The organism is Streptomyces sp. TSRI0107, assembly GCF_001905845.1.
GTDB lineage: Bacteria > Actinomycetota > Actinomycetes > Streptomycetales > Streptomycetaceae > Streptomyces.
In genome coordinates this window covers 657,457-676,473 of the sequence record NZ_LIVZ01000003.1, presented here as the reverse complement: position 1 = coordinate 676,473, position 19,017 = coordinate 657,457, and the positions used below count along the sequence as shown (strand labels likewise).

Genomic DNA, 19,017 nt, shown 5'->3' with positions numbered 1-19,017 from the left:
GTCAGGGCGTTGACGGGACTGCCGTGCCCGCGGAGATCGGGGAAGGAGGATCAGACCGGCGGGGCGACGAAGACGCCGCGGTCGGGGTCGTTGAAGGACTCCTTCGCGACGAGTTCGTTCATGGGGTTGGCCGTGCCCCACTGGTCGGTGACCTCGGGCTGGGAGAAGTCGTAGACGTGCGGGTGCCAGGTGTCCTCGTCGAGCAGTTCCAGTTCGGTGGTGTACTCGACGGTGTTGCCGTGCGGATCGAGGAAGTAGGTGAAGGTGTTGTCGCCCGCCATGTGCCGTCCCGGCCCCCAGATCTTCCGGAAGCCCGCCCGTATCACCCGGCCGGAGCCGCGCATGTACTCGTCTATGCCGCGCATCTCGAAGGAGATGTGGTGCAGGGAGGTGTGCGGGCCCTTGGCCAGCGCCATGGAGTGGTGCTGGTTGGAGATCCGCATGAAGTGCATGACCTCGCCCATGTGCGGCGAGCTGAGCGTGTCGGACAGGCGGAAGCCCAGGTGCTCCTCGTACCACTCCCGGGTGCGGTTCAGATCGGGGGAGTTGAGGACGACGTGCGACAGCTTGACCGGGATGGACTCCTTCTCCTCGATCTTGCGGTGCCGCCGTACCTCGACGTCGGCGGAGACCTCGATGGTGCGGCCGTCGACGTCGAAGAAGCGGAAGCCGTAGCCGCCGCCGGGGGTGTCGACCTTGCCGGGCTGGGAGATCAACCGCACGCCCCCGGCGAGGAGTCGCTCGGCGAGGGTGTCGACGTCGGCCGGGCTCGCGGCGCCGTAGGAGACGAGGTCGAGACGCTTCTCGTCGGCCTTGCGCAGGCGTACGACGTACTGCTCCGGGGAGCCCTCGGCGGCGAGGAAGGCGATGCCGGAGTCCTCGGCGACCTTGGTCAGGCCCCAGACGCCGGCGTAGAAGTCGAGCTGCTTGTCGTAGTCGGGCACGGCGAGGTCGACGTGCCGCAGATGGGTGAGCAGACGTGCGCTCATGGGGGTCCTCCTCAGGCGGGGGTGAGGTTGAGCAGGGCGGCGGCGTTCGCGCCGCGTACTGCGTCGAAGTCGGCTTCGGACAGCCGTGCGGCGCGCAGTGCCGCGACGGGATCCTCGGTTCCCATGTCGAAGGGGAAGTCGGAGCCGAGCAGCACCCGGTCGGCACCGGCGACCCGGACCAGCTCCCGCAGGACGTGCGGGTCGTGGACGAGGGAGTCGAAGTACAGCCGCCTCAGATAGCTGCTGGGCAGGTGGGCACAGCCGGCGCCCGCATCGGGGCGGGCGGTCCAGGCGTGGTCGGAGCGGCCGATGTGGGTGGGCAGATAGCCGCCGCCGTGGGCGGCGATCAGCTTCAGCCCCGGGTGCCGGTCGAGCACGCCGGAGAAGATGAGGTGCGAGAGCGCGACGGCGTTCTCCGTGGGCTGGCCGACGGTGTTGGACAGGTACCACTGGTCCAGCCGCTCGTCGAGCGTGCAGCCGAAGGGGTGCAGGAAAAGCAGGGCGCCGGTCTGCTCGGCCCGCGACCAAAGTGGCTCGTAGGCCGGGTCGGACAGTTCCCGCCCCGGGGCGTGACTGGAGATCTCCACGCCGGACAGGCCCTGCTCCAGGGCGTGATCGAGGGCGCGGACCGCGTGGTCAGGGTGCTGGAGCGGCACGAGCCCGAGCCCGCGCAGCCGGTCCGGCGCGGCCGAACAGTGCGCCGCCGTCGCCTCGTTGGCGAGCTGGCAGACCTTCTCCGCCGTCTCCTCGTCCGCCCAGTAGTGGTAGTGCGAGGGCGAGGGGCTGACCAGCTGCACGTCCACCCCCTGGGCGTCCATCACCGCCAGGCGCACGCTGACGTCGGTCAGCCTCGGTATCCGCTCGCGCACCATGGGGCCGCTGACGGCGAGGGCCGCGGGGCCGTTGCGGCGGGCGTCCAGCTCCCTGGCCGCCTGGTGACCCGGCAGGCCGGCCACCAGCGCGTCGACCTCGGGCAGCAGCACATGGGCGTGGACGTCCACGGTGGGGGCCGTGCTCACGGCAGCTCCCGCAGCATCGTCATGGTGCGCCCCATCAGGCCGGGGACGTCCGCGTCACGGACGCCGTCGAGCTGCCACTGCCCGATCCGGACGGACGCCTCCACGACCGGGCGGACGCGGGCGACGCGCCGCTCGTAGTACGCCTGGAGAAGAGCGTCGTCCCACGTCCGCGTCGAGGTCAGCAGCCGGGCGAGCACCCACGCGTCCTCCAGGGAGAGCGCCGCGCCCTGCGCGAGCGTGGGCGGGCAGCAGTGCGCGGCGTCGCCGATCAGGACGATGCGGCCCCGGTGCCAGGCGCCCTCCACCAGCAGCCGGTCGAACCATGTGTAGTTGACCTTCGCCGGGTCGGTGATGTGCGCGGTGATCTCCGGCCAGAACCCGCCGTACGCGGAGGCCAGCCGGCGCATCTCGTCCGCGTACGACTCCTCGGGGATCGACGCCCGGTCGCGGTTGGCCTCCACGACGTACGCGTACAGGGTGGTGTCACTGGTCGGGCAGTACCCGGCGATGTAGGCCGGTCCGCCGTAGGCGAGGTCGGTGCGGACCACACCTGCCGGGCGCGGGGCGGCGATCCGCCAGATGGCCATGCCGGTCGGCTCCGGCTTGTCGGTGATGCCGATAGCGGCGCGGGTCGCAGAGCCGAGACCGTCGGCGGCGATCACCAGGTCGTAGCGGGCCTCGGTGCCGTCGGTGAACCGTACGGTCACACCGTCGGCGTCCTGTTCGAAGTCCGTGGCGCGGGTGCCCAGGCGCACCCGCGCGCCGGAGGCGCGGACGGCGTCGATGAGGACCTGCTGAAGGTGCGGGCGCTGCATGCCGACGGTGGCGGGCAGGTCGTCGCCGCCGGTGCGGATGTCGCGGGCGACGTGCAGGACGGTGCCGTCCGGGGCGGTGATGCCGACCGAACCGAAGCCGAAGCCGGACTCCTTCACCCGTTCCCACACGCCGAGTTCGCGCAGGACGCGCAGGGCGTTGCCCTGAAGGGTGATGCCGGAGCCCGCGGTGGCGTTCCAGTCGTCCTTGGCCTCGATCAGGTCGACGGCGATTCCGGCCCGGCGCAGCAGGATCGTCACGGCGTTGCCAGCGGCGCCGCCGCCGACAACGAGGACCGTGTGGGGTGTGCTCATGGGGAACTCCTTCGTTCCACGCTTGCGGGGGGGGGGGCTTACTTGACGGCGATCGGGTTGACGGGGGAGCCGACCGCTCCGGTGATGGGCAGGGGAGCGGCGGTGAGCCAGAAGTCGTACACGCCGTCGGCCGCGCAGTCCTCGGCCAGCGCCTCCAGGTCCCACATCTCGCCGACGAGCAGGCCCATGTTGGGGATGACGACCTGGTGCAGGGGCTGGAAGGCGTCCTCGAACTCGTTGGGCCGCACCTCGAAGCCCCAGGTGTCGGTGGCGATCGCGGCGATCTCGGTGCGGTGCAGCCAGCCGGCCGTTGTGAACGACAGGCCGGGCGCCGGGCCGCCCGCGTACTCGCCCCAGCCGTCGCGCCGGATCCGGGCCAGTTGCCCGGTGCGCACGACGACGAGGTCGCCTCGTCCCACGTCCACTCCGTGCGCCTCGGCGGTCGCCGTCAGGTGTTCCTCGGTGATCGCGAAGCCGTCGGGCAGCTCCCCGTCCTCGCCGACCACCCGGCCGACGTCCAGGAGCACGCCCCGGCCCGCGACATACGGCGCCATGTGCTCGATGCCGGTGACGAGATCGCCGTCGGAGGTGACGACCCGCTCGGCCGGGCGGCCGTTCCAGGCCAGGCCGTGGTCGAAGATGTGCCCGAGCCCATCCCACTGGGTGGAGCACTGCAACGGCATCGCGATCACGTCGTCCGCGCCGCCGATGCCGTGCGGGAACCCCTGATGGCCGAGGGCGGCGTCGGTGCCGGTGTCCAGCATGGTGTGCACCGGATTGGTGCGCCGCCGCCAGCCCCTCTGCGGGCCGTTCATGTCGAACCGCTGGGACAGCGAAAAGCTGACGCCCCGCCGCACGAGCGCGGCACCCTCGCGCCGCTTCGCCTCGTCGAGGAAGTTCAGCGTCCCGAGCACGTCGTCCTCGCCCCAGCGGCCCCAGTTGGAGTACGCCTTGGCTGCCTCGGCGATCGCGCCCTCGGGGTCCTGGCGGTTCACGAGGCGTCCTCGGCGACACACCGGGTGCGCTGGACGCCGAGCCCGGTGATCGAGCCCTCCATCACGTCACCGTCGCGCAGCAGCCGGCCCCAGTGCATGCCGTTGCCGGCCGGGGAGCCGGTCAGCACCAGGTCGCCCGGCAGGAGCCGCGCGCTCTGGGAGGCGTAGGACACCATGCGGGCGACCTTGAAGATCATGTCCTTGGTCGACTCGTCCTGCATGGTGTCGCCGTTCAGCTTCAGCGTGACCCGCAGATCGTCGGGGTTCGCGATCGACTCGGAGGGCACGATCCACGGGCCGAGCGGGGTGAAGCCGGGCGCGTTCTTGCTACGCAGCCAGTCGGTGCCGATCTGCGGCATGTCCCGGCGGAACACGGTCGCCCGGTCGGTCAGGTCATTGGCGATCGTGTACCCGGCGACGTGGTCCAGCGCCTCCGCCACGGACACCCGGTGCGCGGGCCGGCCGATCACGACCGCCAACTCCAGCTCCCAGTCGGGCTGCTGCGCCCACGCCGGGAGGACGACATCGTCGTACGGCCCGGTGATCGCGCTCGGCAGCCCGATGAAGACGTACGGCAGGTCCTCCGCCGCCCGGCGGTCCATGATCTCCGCCGCCTCGGCGCGCCGTTCGGCCTCGGGCCGGTCGTCACCGGGGGCGCGGTGCGCGACGTGCAGATCGATCACGTGCTGCCGGTAGTTCGCCCCCGACTGGAACACCTGACGCGGCTCGACCGGCGCGTGCACCCGGAAGTCCGCCAGCGGCCTGCGATCCGGACCGCTACCGCAGGCCAGCGCCCGAAGTCGCGGCAGTGCCGTCTCCCAGTCCTCAAGCAGACCCCGGGTGGTCAGCTGTCCATCACCGAGGGCTACTCGCAGATCGAGCACCTGCGCGTCGGGGGTGACGAGCGCGGGGAAAGCCGACTCGTCTGGTGCCGAGAGAGTAGCGAGGGCGAACGGTCCGGCGAAGAGCGCGGACGCGGGTTCAGGTTTCACGGACATGTCCTCCTGATTGCGGTGTGACTAATCTGGACCCGGCACAGGAGATCAGGGAAATAGATTCTGTGGATGATGGACATCCATGTCGTGGATTTCCGCTGGTCAGCCGCATAGCAAGGGGAAATCGTGAACCTGGCCCGCCTCGACCTCAACCTCGTCGTCGCCCTGCGCGCCCTGCTGGAGGAACGCAACGTCACCCGCGCCGGACAACGGGTGGGACTGAGCCAGCCCGCGATGAGCGCCGCGCTCGCCCGGCTTCGCCGGTACTTCGACGACGACCTGCTCGCCCGCGCCGGCGGCCACTACGAGCTGACCGCCCTCGGCCAGGTTCTCCTCGACCGCACGGCGACCGCCTATGACCTGCTGGAACGCCTCTTCGCCAGTCAGGCCGACTTCGACCCCGCGAAGGAGAGCCGCGAGTTCAAGCTGATCGCGTCGGACTACGCCGTCGCCGTCTTCGGCACCGAGCTGGCCCGCGTCGTGCACCAGGAGGCGCCCGGCATCCGGCTGCGCTTCGCTCAGACCCCGACCACCGTGGTCGACGACACCGCCACTCTGCTGAGCACCACCGACGGTCTGCTCATGCCGCACGGCGTGATCAGCGACTTCCCCGCCACCGACCTCTACGACGACCGCTGGGTCTTCCTCGTTGCCCACGACCATCCCAGCGTCGGTGACCGGCTCACCCGGCAGGACCTGGCCCGCCTGCCCTGGGTCACCTACCAGCGCACCTACGACGCCCCGGCCGTACGGCAGCTCGGCATGCTCGGCATCGAACCCCGGGTCGAGGTCTCCGTCGACAGCTTCCAGCTGCTGCCGCTGCTGGTCGCCGGGACCCGGCGGATCGCGCTCATCCAGGAACGCCTCGCCCGGCTCGTCGAACCGCTCGCCGCCGTCCGCGTCCTGGAACCGCCGTACGAGGCGGTGCCCCTGCGTGAAGCCCTGTGGTGGCACCCGGTGCACACCCACGACGCGGCCCACATCTGGCTGCGCGAGACGGCAGCCAGGATCGGCAGGCGACTGACCGGCACCGAGGAGGAATGACACCGGTCTTACGGCCTGTCCTGCCGCCGAGTCGTCGTCGCAGGCGCCTGACACGCGTGTGACGTTTTCACGCATGGCTGGCGGTATCCGCGTCCTGGATGGGGACCATTCGAAACTCGGATCGTGCCGGGGCTGGGCAGTACGACACCGAGCCCGCATAGTCGTGGCACGTCACGCCGTGAAGGCCGTGGCACATCAAGCGCCTCGCGGCGAGGCCACCAACCTCCGGACTCGTCCGCTTCGTGGCGCCGTCCTCCCGTCGCGCCTTGGAGTGCCCCCATGCCCTCTTCCGCCGCCCTGCCCGCCCCCGACCGCACGGCGGCATCAGCCGTGCCGGGCCGATTGCCCGCCGTCCTGTTGATGACCGGCAGTTGCCTGCCCGTCCTGGGCGCCGTGCTGCTCGCCCCCGTCCTGCCGCGTATGCGGGAGCACTTCGAGGACGTCTCCGGGAGCGCGGCGCTGGTCCCGCTCGTGCTGACGGTTCCTGCTTTGTCACTTACCCTGCTGGCCCCATTCGCGGGTGTGATGGTCGACCGGTTCGGCCGTAGACGCCTACTCGTCGTGACCACGGTGCTGTACGCCCTGTTCGGCACGGTGCCGCTGTGGCTGGACTCGCTGTACGGCATCGTGGCCAGCCGCGTCCTCGTCGGGGTCGCCGAGGCGGCGATCATGACCTGTTGCACCACCCTGATCGGCGACTACTACAGCGGCCGGGTCCGCGACCGGTACCTCGCCCTGCAGACGATGTGCGCCTCGGCCTCCGCCACCGTCTTCTTCGTGCTCGGCGGCGCCTTGGGGGCGGCCGGCTGGCGCGCGCCTTTCTGGCTGTACGGGGTGGGGCTGCTGCTCGCGCCGGCGATGGCCAAGGCGCTACCGGCGCCTGCCACCGGAGGCTTCGCCCAAGATGCCCGCGCCGATCAAGCGTCCGCCGAAGCCGCGCCGCGGCCCTTCCCAGTGCGCCGGTTGGCGGGCATCTGCCTGTTGACCGTCTTCGGCGCGGTCGTCTTCTACACGGTGCCCGTGGAGATGTCCTTCCTCCTCGACGACCTGGGCGTGGAATCCACCGGCGTGATCGGCGCCGTTACGGCGATCGCCAGCGTCGCCACCGTCCTCGGGTCCGTCCTCTTCACCCGCTTCACCGACGGGTGGCTACGCCGCCTGCCCGGCCTCTTCGTGCTGTGTGCCGCGGGCTTCCTCGTCATAGGCATCGCCGACAGTCTGCCCCTGCTGATTGTTGGTGCCGTGCTGAACTGCCTGGGAACAGGGCTTCTACTGCCGTCGCTGCTGACCTTGGCGATGGCACGGCTCGACTTCTCGGACCGGGGACGCGGCGCCGGCCTGTGGACGGCGGCGTTCTTCCTCGGAGAGTTCGTCTGCCCGCTGGTCCTGCTCGGCGGCAAGGGCGCCTTGGGTGACCTGGCCTCGGCAGTCGCGCTTCTCGGCCTGGCCACCTTGCTGGTCGCGGCCGTGCTGGTGCCGCTCACCCGCCGTTCGCAGCAGTCACGGCCAGGGCATGCTGCCGAACAGCACTGACGGGACTGCGTCACTGCGCCGGACGCCCCATCGTCGACCGGCGCACCACCAGTTCCGGCTGCAACACCACGTGGGCGTGTTCGTGTGTCACGCCGCGAGCTGTGTCCTCGATGAGCAGGCGGCCGGCCTGCCGGCCCATCGCGACGGCCAGCCGTCGTACCGAGGTCAGCGGGACGACCGCGGACGCGGCGAACTCGATGTCGTCGTAGCCCACCACAGCGATGTCGTCCGGCACCCGCAGGCCGGCTTCGTACAGCGCCTGCAGCACGCCCAGGGCGAGCAGGTCGTTGGCGCAGAAGACGGCGGTCGGCCGGTCGGGCAGACCGAGGATACGGTGTCCCGCGTCCCGGCCGGCGCCGACGGTGAGCGCGGCGCAGGGCAGCTCCCTCAGCGCCATGGGGAGGAGACCGGCCTCGCTGACAGCCATGAGCGCACCGCTGCGGCGGTCCCGTACCTGCTGAAGGCGGTCCGGACCGCTGACGTAGACGAGGGAACGGTGCCCCCGCTCGATCAGATGGCGCACCGCGGCGTGGCCGCCTGCCACGTCATCGATGCCGACGGAGCAGGCGGCGGGCTGGGGCGCGTTCTGGTCGGCCACGACGAAGGGCACCGCGTTGCGGCGGAAGGCCGCCACGGTACGGCCGACGCCCTCGCCGGAAGCCACGACGGCGCCGCGGATCTGGTGCGAGGTGATCAGCGAGAGGTGACGGGCCGCCTGAGCGGGTTCGTGGGCACCGGTGCACACCATGATGCCGAGGTCGGCTTCACGTGCAGCCTGTTCGACGCCGGACGCGAGAGCCGTGAAGAATGGGTTGGTCAGGTCCAGGACCAGGACGGCGAGCACGCGCGAGGCCCAGCCGCGCAACTGCCGGGCTCCCTCCGCGCGTACGTATCCGAGGGAATCGATCACGTTCAGGACACGCACGCGGGTGGCCTCAGCCACGACCTCGGGCCGGTTGAGCACGTTGGAGACGGTGCCCAGGGACACGCCGGCCTCGCGTGCCACGTCCTTGATGCCGACCCGGCGGCGCGTGCGGTACTCCGGCACGGCCGCGGACCCTCCAGGGCCGGTCATGTGGTGCGCCGTGCGCCCGGCAGGCAGTCGGCGGTCCACGGGCTAGCGGCTCCCCGGCGCCGCAGTACTGCCGCGTATCACGAGACGAGGTGTCATGGTGGTCCGCATCGCTCTGTCGCGACGCCTCTCCACACGTTCGATGAGCATGCGGACTGCCGTGGAGCCCATGGTGTGCCCGGCCTGGTCGACGCTGGTGAGCTGCACTGGTGCCAGGGCGGCGAGAGCGGTGTTGTTGTAGCCGGCGAGCGAGAGATCGTCCGGGATGCGCAGGCCGAGCTCGTGGGCCGCGCGGTAGATGCCCAGAGCGGCGACATCCGCGCCGGTCATGACGGCGGTCGGTGGGCGCTCGGAGGTCAGCAAGGTCATGCCCGCCTTGAAACCGCCTTCGTCGGAGTAGGCGGCGTGCTGCACGCGCGCGTACTGCGTGAGGCCGTGCCGTTCCATGGCCTTCAGGTAGCCGTCGGTCAGCACGATCTCCGGGGTGCGCTTCCAGCGGTTGGCCTTGGAGCCGGGGGCCGAGACGAGGGCGATGTCCCGGTGGCCGAGCGCGACCAGGTGATCGACGACCAGTCCGGCTCCGACGTCGTCGGCGTCGACCACCGAGTCGTGGCTCTCCGCAGCGTCGTGGTGGCCGATGACCACGGTCGGCGTCGAGGCGGACGTGGTCAGCACTTCCTCCCTCGCGGTTCCCGGCGCGATGAGGATGAGACCGTCCATCTGGCGATCGACCATGGCCCGGATGGTTCTGGCCTGTTCCTCCGCCTCGAACCCGGCCGCGCCGATCAGAACGGTGTACTCGCTCGTGCGCAGTTCGTCGCGGATGCCGTCAAGGATGTCCGCGAAGAACGCGTTGCGAACGTTGTCCAGCAGCACGCCGATCGTGTACGTCCGGCCGCGCATGCCCCGGGCCGCCGCGTGCGGGCGGTAGCCCAGCTCGGCGATGGCTGCCCTGACCTTCTCCTGCATGGCCGGGCTGACGCCATAGGCGTTGCGCAGCACCTTGGAGACCGCGGCAACGGACACACCCGCATGCCGCGCGACGTCGGTGATGGTCACGCGCCTGTTCTGCCTGGGTGCCGCAGCCCCGTCCATCGTCAGCACTCCGGTTCTCGTAGGTGTGGGTGTAACGGTCTACACGGTGAACCCCAGGGTGCGTCAAGTCCTCTGCCGTGAGGGCTCGACATGACTTTGGTGTTACCTGGCTGTGTCTTGACGGAGTCCGGCGAGAGGTGCAGGGTGTTGGCCACTCGCTGTAGAGAACGTTTTACACGCTCTCCTCGTGCCGCCGGGCCGCTTCTGTTCGGCCTCGGCGCACCCCTCCGCCTCCGCCTTTCTCTCTTAAGCCTCGCTTGGAGTCTTCCGTGTCTCTTCCTGGGTCTCGTGCGCGCCTGAGTCTGTTCACAGCCGGTACCGCCTCGTTGGCGCTGCTCGCCACCGCCTGCGGTGGCAGCGGGGGCGGCTCCTCGGCCGCACCCGAGGAGTTCAGTTACCTGAGCGTCACCGAGAACGCCACCGTCAAGACGGCTCTGACGGCGCTGTCGAAGGGGGAGTGCAAGACGGCGAACGACGCTCTGCCGCTGAAGGTGGAGACCGTTCCGCAGGCGAGCCTGGACCAGAAGCTCCAGCTGCTGGCCGGACAGAATGCGCTCCCGGTGCAGTTCGCGGCGGGCAACGCCCCGGCGCTGACCCAGCAGCTGGCCAAGTCCGGCAAGGTCGCCGACCTGGAGGCGACGCTGAAGGAGCTGGGCGTGTACGACCAGTTGGAGCCGGCCGCCGTCTCCACGATCAAGGCACTGTACGGCGGCAAGCTTCACGTGCTGCCGTACGAGTACAACATCGAGGGCATCTTCTACAACAAGGAGATTTTCGCCGAGAACGGTCTGAAGGTGCCGGGAACCTGGGACGAGCTGGTATCGGCCGCAGCGAAGCTGGAGGGCAAGGGCGTCCAGCCGTTCTCCGCCTCCGGGCAGCAAGGCTGGCCGCTGACCCGGCTAATCAGCGGCTACCTCTACCGCAGCCTCGGCCCCGACGCTCTGCAGAAGGTGGCCGACGGCAAGGCGAAGCTGACCGACCCGCAGTACGTGAAGGCCGCCGAGGAGATCGCCGCGCTCGGCAAGAAGGGATACTTCGGCAAGGGCGTCGGCTCCATCGACTACGACACCGCGATGAACCAGTTCCTCACCGGCAAGGCCGCCATGTTCTACATGGGCAGCTGGGCACTGGCGAACATCTCCGACGCAAAGCAGAACAAGGTGGGCGCGGACAACGTCGGCTTCATGCCCTTCCCGGCCGTCGCCGGCGGCAAGGGCTCCGTCGACCAGTACCCCTCCAACGTCGGCCTCGGCATCACCCTCGGCGCGAAGTCCTTCGACAAGAAGACGGGGGACTGGGTCTCCTGCATCGCGAAGAACTACGGCAGCACCGCGCTGAAGGACCACGGCTCCATCTCCGGCTTCAAGGTCAACACCGAGGTGAAGGACGCCAACGAGGTCACCACCCAGGTCCGCGAGACCATCAGCTCGTCCAAGCAGAACGTGCTCTGGTTCGAGGCCCTGTTCAGCACTAAGGCGACCACGGTCAGCCAGACCAACGCGGCGAGCCTGGTCAGCGGCAGCATGAGCCCGAAGCAGTTCATGCAGACGGTCCAGGACGCGCTGACCGCCCAGTGACCGGCCGGGGGCGGCCCACGGCATCCTTCCCGCGTCCGGTGCGCCGCCCCCGGTCCCGACCGGCAGGTCTCCTCATCAGCTACGAAGTGGACACCACCCATGCACCGCGTACTCGGTGACCACAGAGCCATCGCGCTCCTGGTCGGTCCCGCCCTCCTCGTCTACTCGCTCATCATGCTCGTGCCGATGGTGTGGTCCCTCGGCTACTCCTTCACCCAGGGCAACACCATCGACGGCTTCACCGGCAACGGCGTCGCCAACTTCACTCGCCTTCTCGACGACCCAGCCGTCCACGACGCCCTCTGGTTCACGCTCAAGTACGCCGTGATCGTCACCGTCGGCCAGGTCGTCGCCGGCTACCTGCTGGCGCTGCTGTATGTCTTCTTCCTCAAGCGTGCCTCGGCGCTCATCCGCACACTGGTGTTCTTCCCCGTCGTGCTCCCCACCGTCGCGGTGAGCCTGCTGTTCCAGAAGTTCTTCCAGGTCGCCCCGCAGACCGGGCCGGTCAACTCGCTGCTGAACGCGGTCGGTCTGGAATCGATCGACTTCTTCGGCAGCGCCGGCAGCGCCTTCTGGGTGCTGATCGTCATGGACATCTGGCGCTCGATGGGCTTCTACGCCGTGCTGCTGTTCGCGGGTCTGGTCGACATCCCCGACGAGGTCCTGGAGTCCGCCCGCCTGGACGGGGCGTCCGGCCTGCGGCTGGTCCGCCACATCGTTCTGCCGCTGTCCCTGCCGGTGCTGATGTCGTCGCTGATCTTCAGTATCAACGGCACGCTGAAGGTGTTCGACTCGATCGTGGCGCTCACCAACGGCGGGCCCGGCAACGGCACGACCCCGCTCACCCTGTACATGTTCCAGACGTCGTTCACCTACAGCGACTACGGCTACGGCAGCACCATCGCACTGCTGCTGACCGTGGTGTGCCTGCTGGTGAGCCTGGCCGTCTACCGCGTCTCGCGGCGCGACCTCACGGAGAGCTGAGAGCCATGGCTGTCGACACACCTGTGAAGACCTCTGTGCGCGGCCGGAACGGGCGTCCGTCCGACGGTGCGGTCCGCTTCCGGCGCAGCCGCGAAGGCAGCCGACTGTGGGTGAAGGTCGTTGTCGCGCTGCTGCTTGTCGTGGAGATCTACCCACTGGTCTGGATGTTCCTGACATCGCTGAAGTCCAACGACGACTACCTGAACAACTCCACCTGGAGCCTGCCCACCACCTGGGAATGGGGCAACTACACCGAAGCGTGGACGACCGGCAACATCGGCCTCTACGTCCAGAACAGCCTGCTGGCGGTCATTCCCGCCCTGGCTCTGATGCTGCTGCTGGGCACCGCCGCGGGCTTCGCCCTGCAGATCATGGTGTGGAAGGGCCGCAGCCTCACCCTGCTGGTCTTCCTCGCGGGCATGATGGTGCCGCCGCAGATGATCCTGCTGCCGCTGTTCACCGTCTACTTCCAGACCGGCCTGTCCGGCACCCTGTGGCCGCTCATCCTCACCTACACCGGCACCGGCCTTCCCCTGACCGTCTTCATGATGGCCACCTACTACCGCACCGTCCCCCGCGAACTGTTCGAGGCGGCCACCATCGACGGCGCCGGCATCCTGCGCGCCTTCTGGACCATCAGCGTCCCCATGGTCCGCAACGCGCTCCTCACGGTCGGCCTGGTGCAGTTCTTCTTCATCTGGAACGACCTGCTCATCGCGCTGACCTTCACCAACAACCAGGACCTGCGCACCATCCAGGTCGGCCTGCTCAACTTCACCGGCGACTTCGGCGCCACCCAGTACGGCCCGCTGTTCGCCGCCATCTGCATCAACGTCTTCGGCACCCTCCTGATCTACCTGTTCCTCAACCAGAAGGTCATGAAGGGCCTCACCTCGGGCGCGGTCAAGGGCTGACTCAAGCCCCGGCACCCCCCGCCCGCGCACGTGAACGAAAGGTACCCCTTGCTTCCCCCTCAGCCCTCCCCGGTGACCTTCGAGCACCTCACGGACGGCCTCGGCATCGGCGTTCCCACCCCCCGGCTGACCTGGACACTTCCGCCAGGCAGCGTTGCCCAGAAGGCGTATGAACTCGAACTCGACCGCGTCGGCCGCACCGAGCGCACCGGGCGTGTGGACGGTCTCGATCAGGTGCTCGTGGCCTGGCCCGGCGAGCCGCTGACCTCCCGGGAACGCGTCAACGTCCGCGTGCGAGTCTGGACGGCGGGCAGCGACGAGCCATCGGCGTGGAGCGAGCCGAACGTCGTGGAAGCCGGGCTCCTGGACCCCGCCGACTGGCAGGCCGTCCCCGTCGGAGCGGCATGGGAGGAGGACCCGGAGGCAGAGCGCCGCCCGGCTCGGGTCCGCAAGGACTTCCGCCTCGACCGGCAGGTCACCCGCGCTCGTCTCTACGTGACGGCTCACGGCCTCTACGAGGTGGAGATCAACGGACGGCGCGTGGGCGACGAGACCCTCGCCCCCGGCTGGACGGTCTACCCCCGCCGCCTGCGCTACCGCACCCACGACGTCACCGGCCATCTCACTGAAGGCGCCAACACCATCGGCGCCTGGCTCGGTGACGGGTGGTACCGGGGCAGGTACGGCTTCGACGGCGGCACCCGCAACATCTACGGCAGCGACCAATCCCTCATCGCCCAGCTCGAGGTGACGTACGACGACGGCACCACCCTCATCGTCGCCACCGACGGAAGCTGGACCGCCGCGCCGGGCCCTATCCTGACCAGCGGCCTGTACGAGGGCGAGAGCTTCGACGCGCGGCTGCACGATCCGGACTGGTCCACCCCGGGCCGCTCCCGCTCCGCGGACTGGACGCCCGTACGCACCGGCAGCCGCGACCCGCGCACCCTCGTCGCCCCCGAGGGACCGCCGGTGCGCTGCACCCAGGAGATCACCCCGGTCTCCGTCATCCGCACGGACGACGGCCGTCACCTGCTCGACTTCGGCCAGAACCTCGTCGGCCGCCTCCGCATCACCGCCGACGGCCCGGCCGGCACCATCGTCACCCTGCGGCACGCGGAAGTCGTCCAAGGCGGCGAACTGGCGACCCGGCCGCTGCGCGAGGCCCACGCCACCGACACCCTCATCCTGTCCGGGCAAGGCCCACTGACCTGGGAGCCCCGCTTCACCCTGCACGGCTTCCGCTACGCCGAAATCAGCGGCTGGCCCGGAGAGCTGACCGCCGACGCGGTGACCGCTCGCGTGTACCACACGGACATGCGCCGCACCGGCTGGTTCGAATGCAGCGACCCGATGACCAGCCGCCTGCACGAGAATGTCGTCTGGAGCATGCGCGGCAACTTCGTCGACATCCCTACCGACTGCCCGCAGCGCGACGAACGCCTCGGCTGGACCGGTGACATCCAGGTCTTCGCCCCGACCGCGAGCTTCCTCTACGACTGCGCCGGCATGCTCGACTCATGGCTGACCGACGTCGGCCTGGAGCAGCTGCCGGACGGCACGATCCCCTGGTACGTACCGGTCATCCCCGGTGAGCCGATGTGGACGCCCATCCAGCCGGGAGCCGCCTGGGGCGACGTAGCGACCCTCACGCCCTGGACGCTTTACCAGCGCTTCGGCGACCTGGGACTCCTGCGCCGCCACTACCCCATGGCAAAGGCGTGGGTGGACCTCGTGGCCCGCCTGGCCGGGCCCAGCCGCCTGTGGGACACCGGCTTCCAACTGGGGGACTGGCTGGACCCGGCCGCCCCGCCGGACGACCCAGCCGCCGGCCGCACCGACCGATACCTCGTCGCCACGGCCTACTTCGCCCACTCCGCCCGCCACCTCGCCCTGGCCGCAGCCGAGTTGGGCGAGACGCCGGACGCCGAGCGGTACGGCGCGCTGGCGGACGAGGTGACCGCCGCCTTCCGCTGCCGCTACGTCACCTCCGCCGGTCGCATGACCAGCGACAGTCCGACCGCGTACGCCCTGGCCCTCACCTTCGGCCTGCTGACACCGCAGCAGCGACAGCAGGCCGGCGACCGGCTGGCCCAGCTCGTCCTCGACGACGACGCCCGCATCGCCACCGGCTTCGTCGGCACCCCGCTGATCTGCGACGCGCTGACCGACACCGGCCATCTCGACGTCGCCTACCGACTGCTGACCCAGACCGCATGCCCCTCCTGGCTCTACCCGGTGACGATGGGCGCCACGACGATCTGGGAGCGCTGGGACAGCCTGCGCCCGGACGGCACCCTCAACCCGGGCGGCATGACCTCCTTCAACCACTACGCTCTCGGCGCCGTCGCCGACTGGCTGCACCGGGTCGTCGGCGGCGTCAACCCCACCGCCCCGGGCTACCGGGACATCACCTTCCGCCCGCGCCCAGGAGGAGGCATCACCTGGGCCCGCACCCGTCATGACACGCCCTACGGAACGGTTTCCTTGGCGTGGGAACTGACGGCGACCGGACTGACAGCCCAAGCGGAAGTCCCGGACGGTTGCCGGGCCACGGCCGAGTTGCCCGGCTGCGCCCCGATTGCCCTGGGCCCCGGCACCCACGTACTGAACACGGCGGAACTGGCTGCCCAGGCAGCCTGAACGACCATTTCCCGTCCTTTCGGAAAACCCGGCGCATGCAGTCAATGCGCCGGGCGCCGTCGTTTTCAGGGGGTGGGAGCCTCGGGTATCGACTCGGTGAATGAGCGCGATCCACGCCTCGGATAATGGGCGGATCGCCCGCCGATTTCAATTGAAATTTCAAAGCGCCTTTTCAGCTCGAAGGCTGTATTTCCCCTGGCCGCAGGGCTGGGTTAGGCAGGTCTCACTCAAGGGTTGACCTGATAGGCAACAGGCCATAGTTTCCCGTTTGTTGAATCAATCGCTTCCAGACCGGGCGTCCTTGAAGGCGCCGTAGTCGTTTGTCGTGGGACGCGGCAGCGACGTCTCGAAAGAAGCGGAAATTCCACCAAGCTGGGGCCGGCCGTCAACCTGACCTTTCGGCCGGCCCCGCCTCCCCACCCCTGCGGCAGCCTGCCGAGCAGCCGCAACTTTCGTTCGGAGAGCCGCCGTGAACAGACGCACATTTCTCTCTGCCGCCACCTTCACCGCGCTGGCCATGAGCATGGCACCAGCCATGGACGAGCAGGCGGTCGCCGCGTCCGGTCCCTCCCCGCAGGACCGGGCCGACGCCCTGCTGGCCCGCATGACGGCCACCGAAAAGGAGGCCCTCGTGCGGTGTGACTTCGCCACCGTCGCCCACCTTGGCATCCCCGCTCTGACCATGGTCGACGCTTCGGCCGGCCTGCGCGGCGAACGGAACGTCACCGCCTTCCCCGTCCCCGTCGCCCAGGCGGCGACCTTCGACGAGGACCTCGCCGGGCGCATCGGCCGGGCCATCGGAGCGGAGGGCCGGGCCAAGGGCTACAACAACCTCCTCGGCCCCACCGTCGACCTGACCCGCACCTGGCACTTTGGCCGCCAGGCCGAAGCCATGGGGGAGGACCCGCTGCTGGCCGGCCGCCTGGGCGCAGCCGTCACCGTCGGTATGCAGAGCCGGAACGTGGCGGCCACGGTCAAGCACTTCGCCGCCTACACCCAGGAAACCAACCGCTTCTTCACCGACACCAGGGTCTCCGACCGAGCGTTGCACGAGATCTACGAGGCGCCGTTCCGCCGGGTCGTCGCCGCCGCGCCGACGACCTCGGTGATGATGGCCTACCCGAAGATCAACGGCACGTTCGCGACGCAGAACCCCGCGCTGTTCGACGACCTGAAGAAGAGCATCGGGCTCCAGGGCTACACCGTGCCGGACTTCTGGGCCGGTGACGACCAGGTCGCCGCCGCACGGGCCGGTATGGACCTCGCCGGTCTCGGCCCCGGCGCCGTCAGACTCCCCGCAGGGGCCCTCACCGGCGGTGCGATACCGACCTCACGGCTCGACGACGCGGCCCGCCGCATCCTCATCACGATGTTCGCGAACGGTCTCTTCGACCACCCCGTGCCCGCCCCCGCCGACAACGTCAGCACCGACGAACACAAGAGCCTCGCTTACGAGACCGCCGTCGCCTCCACCGTGCTCCTGGCCAACAAGTCCTCGGCGCTGCCGCTGCCCGCGTCGCTGACATCGCTGGCCGTCATCGGCCCCGCTGACACCGACGCCTTCACCGGCGTGGCCGGCTCGACCTACGTCGACCCCGGCACCTGGACCACACCCCTGCAGGCGATCCGCGCCCGCGCCGGCAGCTCCGTGAGGGTCACCCACGCGCAGGGCACCAAGGGCGACGTCCCCCTCACCGCGATCCCCTCCGCTGTGTTGCGTACGGCCACCGGCGCGGCCGGACTGACCGGTGCCTACTATGCGGGCGCCGACGCCACCGGCACCCCGGTCACGACCCGGACAGACCCCACCGTCGACTTCACCACCGCCCCCGTCCCGGACCTGCCGGCCGTCTGGTCGGCCAAGTGGACCGGCACTCTGGTTCCGACCGTCACGGGGCTGCACCGCTTCTCGCTGCTGCCCGCCGGGACCGTCTCGCTGAAGATCAACGGCACGACCGTCGTCTCCGGTACGCGTCAGATGCGCCGCTTCTTCCTCGGCCCCTACGACTATCCGCTCCAGGGCACGGCACAATTGACCGCGGGCCGGGCCGTCACCGTGGAACTGACCTACACCAACGCCACCGCGGAACCGGGGACCTGCGGACTGACCCTCGGCTGGCAGCCCGAGTCGCTGATCCCCGCGGCGGTGGCGGCGGCTCGCGCGGCCGACGCCGCCGTCGTGTTCGTCAACCGGGTAGCGGGCGAAGCCATGGACCACGACCGGCTCGAACTGCCCGGCGACCAAAACCAGCTCATCACCGCCGTCGCCGCGGCCAACCCGCGCACCATCGTCGTCCTCAACACCGACGGCCCCGTCGCCACCCGTGGCTGGCCGACGTGGAAGCCGTCGTCCAGGCGTGGTACGGGGGCAGGGGCATGGGCACCGCGCTGGCCGCCGTCCTCTTCGGCGACAGCGACCCCTCAGGCCGCCTCCCCGTCACCTTCCCCGCCGACGCCACCCAGGGGCCGGGCACCACCAGCGCCACCTACCCCGGATCCAACGGCACCGTCTCCTACGACGAGGACATCGCGGTTGGCTACCGTTACTACGACAGCAAGGGCCAGCAGCCCGGCTTCCCCTTCGGCCACGGTCTGTCCTACACCACCTTCGCCCACGGATCCCTCGAAGTCGCCTACGATCAGACGGCGAAGAACGTCACCATCAGCGTCACGGTCACCAACACGGGCCGACGCCAGGGCACCGAGGTCGTCCAGGTCTACGCCACCCTGCCGACAGCGGCAGCGGCCGAACCGCGCCGCCTGGTGACCTACCAGAAGGTCACGCTTGCCGCCGGGGCCTCGAAGAGGCTCAGCCTCACCGCCCCCACGCAGGACCTCACCATCTGGAAGTCCGGCGCCTGGACGCTCGTACCCGGCTCCTACACCTTCGCGACCGCACGCTCGTCCCGCAGTCTCACGGCACAGCGGACCCTGACCATCAGCTGACCACAGCGCAGTCGCGTCCGTGACGCCCCTGCCCATGCGGGGGCGTCACGCGGACCACAGCCACCCGCACGGACCGGCTCACGC

At 69.8% G+C, this 19,017-nt stretch carries 14 protein-coding genes and 1 pseudogene; 8 read left to right on the top strand and 7 right to left on the bottom strand.

Going from position 1 to position 19,017, the window contains the following annotated elements:
• Positions 1 to 50 precede the first annotated feature (50 nt).
• The 5 genes from AMK31_RS09970 to AMK31_RS09950 are packed head-to-tail and all read right to left on the bottom strand — an operon-like array spanning position 51 to position 5,128.
• Complete coding sequence (locus AMK31_RS09970; protein WP_073940027.1) at positions 51 to 989, bottom strand: VOC family protein; 939 nt, start codon at positions 987 to 989, stop codon at positions 51 to 53.
• An 11-nt stretch (positions 990 to 1,000) separates the two neighbouring features.
• Positions 1,001 to 2,008, bottom strand: coding sequence for an amidohydrolase family protein (locus AMK31_RS09965; RefSeq protein WP_073940026.1), 1,008 nt, complete (start codon positions 2,006 to 2,008; stop codon positions 1,001 to 1,003).
• Positions 2,005 to 3,135 (bottom strand): FAD-dependent oxidoreductase, encoded by a 1,131-nt coding sequence (locus AMK31_RS09960; protein WP_073940025.1) that lies wholly within the window; start codon positions 3,133 to 3,135, stop codon positions 2,005 to 2,007. Before AMK31_RS09960 ends, AMK31_RS09965 begins: the two co-directional genes overlap by 4 nt.
• Before the next feature lie 38 nt (positions 3,136 to 3,173).
• Positions 3,174 to 4,130: a cyclase family protein gene (locus tag AMK31_RS09955; RefSeq protein ID WP_073940024.1), complete on the bottom strand. Its 957-nt coding sequence runs from the start codon at positions 4,128 to 4,130 to the stop codon at positions 3,174 to 3,176.
• A complete protein-coding gene (locus AMK31_RS09950; protein ID WP_073940023.1) occupies positions 4,127 to 5,128 on the bottom strand; it encodes a fumarylacetoacetate hydrolase family protein in 1,002 nt (333 codons plus the stop codon). Before AMK31_RS09950 ends, AMK31_RS09955 begins: the two co-directional genes overlap by 4 nt.
• 123 nt (positions 5,129 to 5,251) lie before the next feature.
• Here AMK31_RS09950 and AMK31_RS09945 point away from each other — a divergent pair, with 123 nt between their 5' ends.
• Together AMK31_RS09945 and AMK31_RS09940 are read left to right on the top strand one after the other, a co-directional pair.
• Positions 5,252 to 6,169, top strand: coding sequence for a LysR family transcriptional regulator (locus AMK31_RS09945; RefSeq protein WP_073940022.1), 918 nt, complete (start codon positions 5,252 to 5,254; stop codon positions 6,167 to 6,169).
• Between the two features lie 279 nt (positions 6,170 to 6,448).
• Positions 6,449 to 7,702 (top strand): MFS transporter, encoded by a 1,254-nt coding sequence (locus AMK31_RS09940; RefSeq protein WP_073940021.1) that lies wholly within the window; start codon positions 6,449 to 6,451, stop codon positions 7,700 to 7,702.
• A gap of 10 nt (positions 7,703 to 7,712) precedes the next feature.
• Here AMK31_RS09940 and AMK31_RS09935 read toward each other — a convergent pair whose 3' ends face one another.
• Positions 7,713 to 8,777 (bottom strand): LacI family DNA-binding transcriptional regulator, encoded by a 1,065-nt coding sequence (locus AMK31_RS09935; protein ID WP_073940020.1) that lies wholly within the window; start codon positions 8,775 to 8,777, stop codon positions 7,713 to 7,715.
• 42 nt (positions 8,778 to 8,819) lie between these two features.
• Entirely contained in the window at positions 8,820 to 9,833 is a 1,014-nt protein-coding gene (locus tag AMK31_RS09930; RefSeq protein ID WP_073940019.1) for a LacI family DNA-binding transcriptional regulator, read from the bottom strand.
• A 362-nt stretch (positions 9,834 to 10,195) separates the two neighbouring features.
• Between AMK31_RS09930 and AMK31_RS09925 the strand changes: the two genes are divergently transcribed.
• The 6 genes and pseudogenes from AMK31_RS09925 to AMK31_RS41430 all read left to right on the top strand — a co-directional run bounded on the left by AMK31_RS09925 (position 10,196) and on the right by AMK31_RS41430 (position 18,933).
• Positions 10,196 to 11,446, top strand: a complete 1,251-nt coding sequence (locus AMK31_RS09925) for an ABC transporter substrate-binding protein (protein WP_241842601.1) — start codon at positions 10,196 to 10,198, stop codon at positions 11,444 to 11,446.
• Positions 11,447 to 11,545: 99 nt separating this feature from the next.
• Entirely contained in the window at positions 11,546 to 12,430 is an 885-nt protein-coding gene (locus AMK31_RS09920; protein WP_073940017.1) for a carbohydrate ABC transporter permease, read from the top strand.
• A 110-nt stretch (positions 12,431 to 12,540) separates the two neighbouring features.
• Positions 12,541 to 13,344 (top strand): carbohydrate ABC transporter permease, encoded by an 804-nt coding sequence (locus AMK31_RS09915; RefSeq protein WP_241842600.1) that lies wholly within the window; start codon positions 12,541 to 12,543, stop codon positions 13,342 to 13,344.
• Positions 13,345 to 13,416: 72 nt separating this feature from the next.
• Complete coding sequence (locus AMK31_RS09910; RefSeq protein WP_241842599.1) at positions 13,417 to 15,987, top strand: alpha-L-rhamnosidase; 2,571 nt, start codon at positions 13,417 to 13,419, stop codon at positions 15,985 to 15,987.
• 517 nt (positions 15,988 to 16,504) lie between these two features.
• Positions 16,505 to 18,528, top strand: a pseudogene (locus tag AMK31_RS41440) (glycoside hydrolase family 3 C-terminal domain-containing protein); the annotation flags it as partial.
• Positions 18,529 to 18,750: 222 nt separating this feature from the next.
• Positions 18,751 to 18,933, top strand: a complete 183-nt coding sequence (locus AMK31_RS41430; RefSeq protein ID WP_241842611.1) for a fibronectin type III-like domain-contianing protein — start codon at positions 18,751 to 18,753, stop codon at positions 18,931 to 18,933.
• The last annotated feature ends 84 nt before the right edge of the window (positions 18,934 to 19,017 follow it).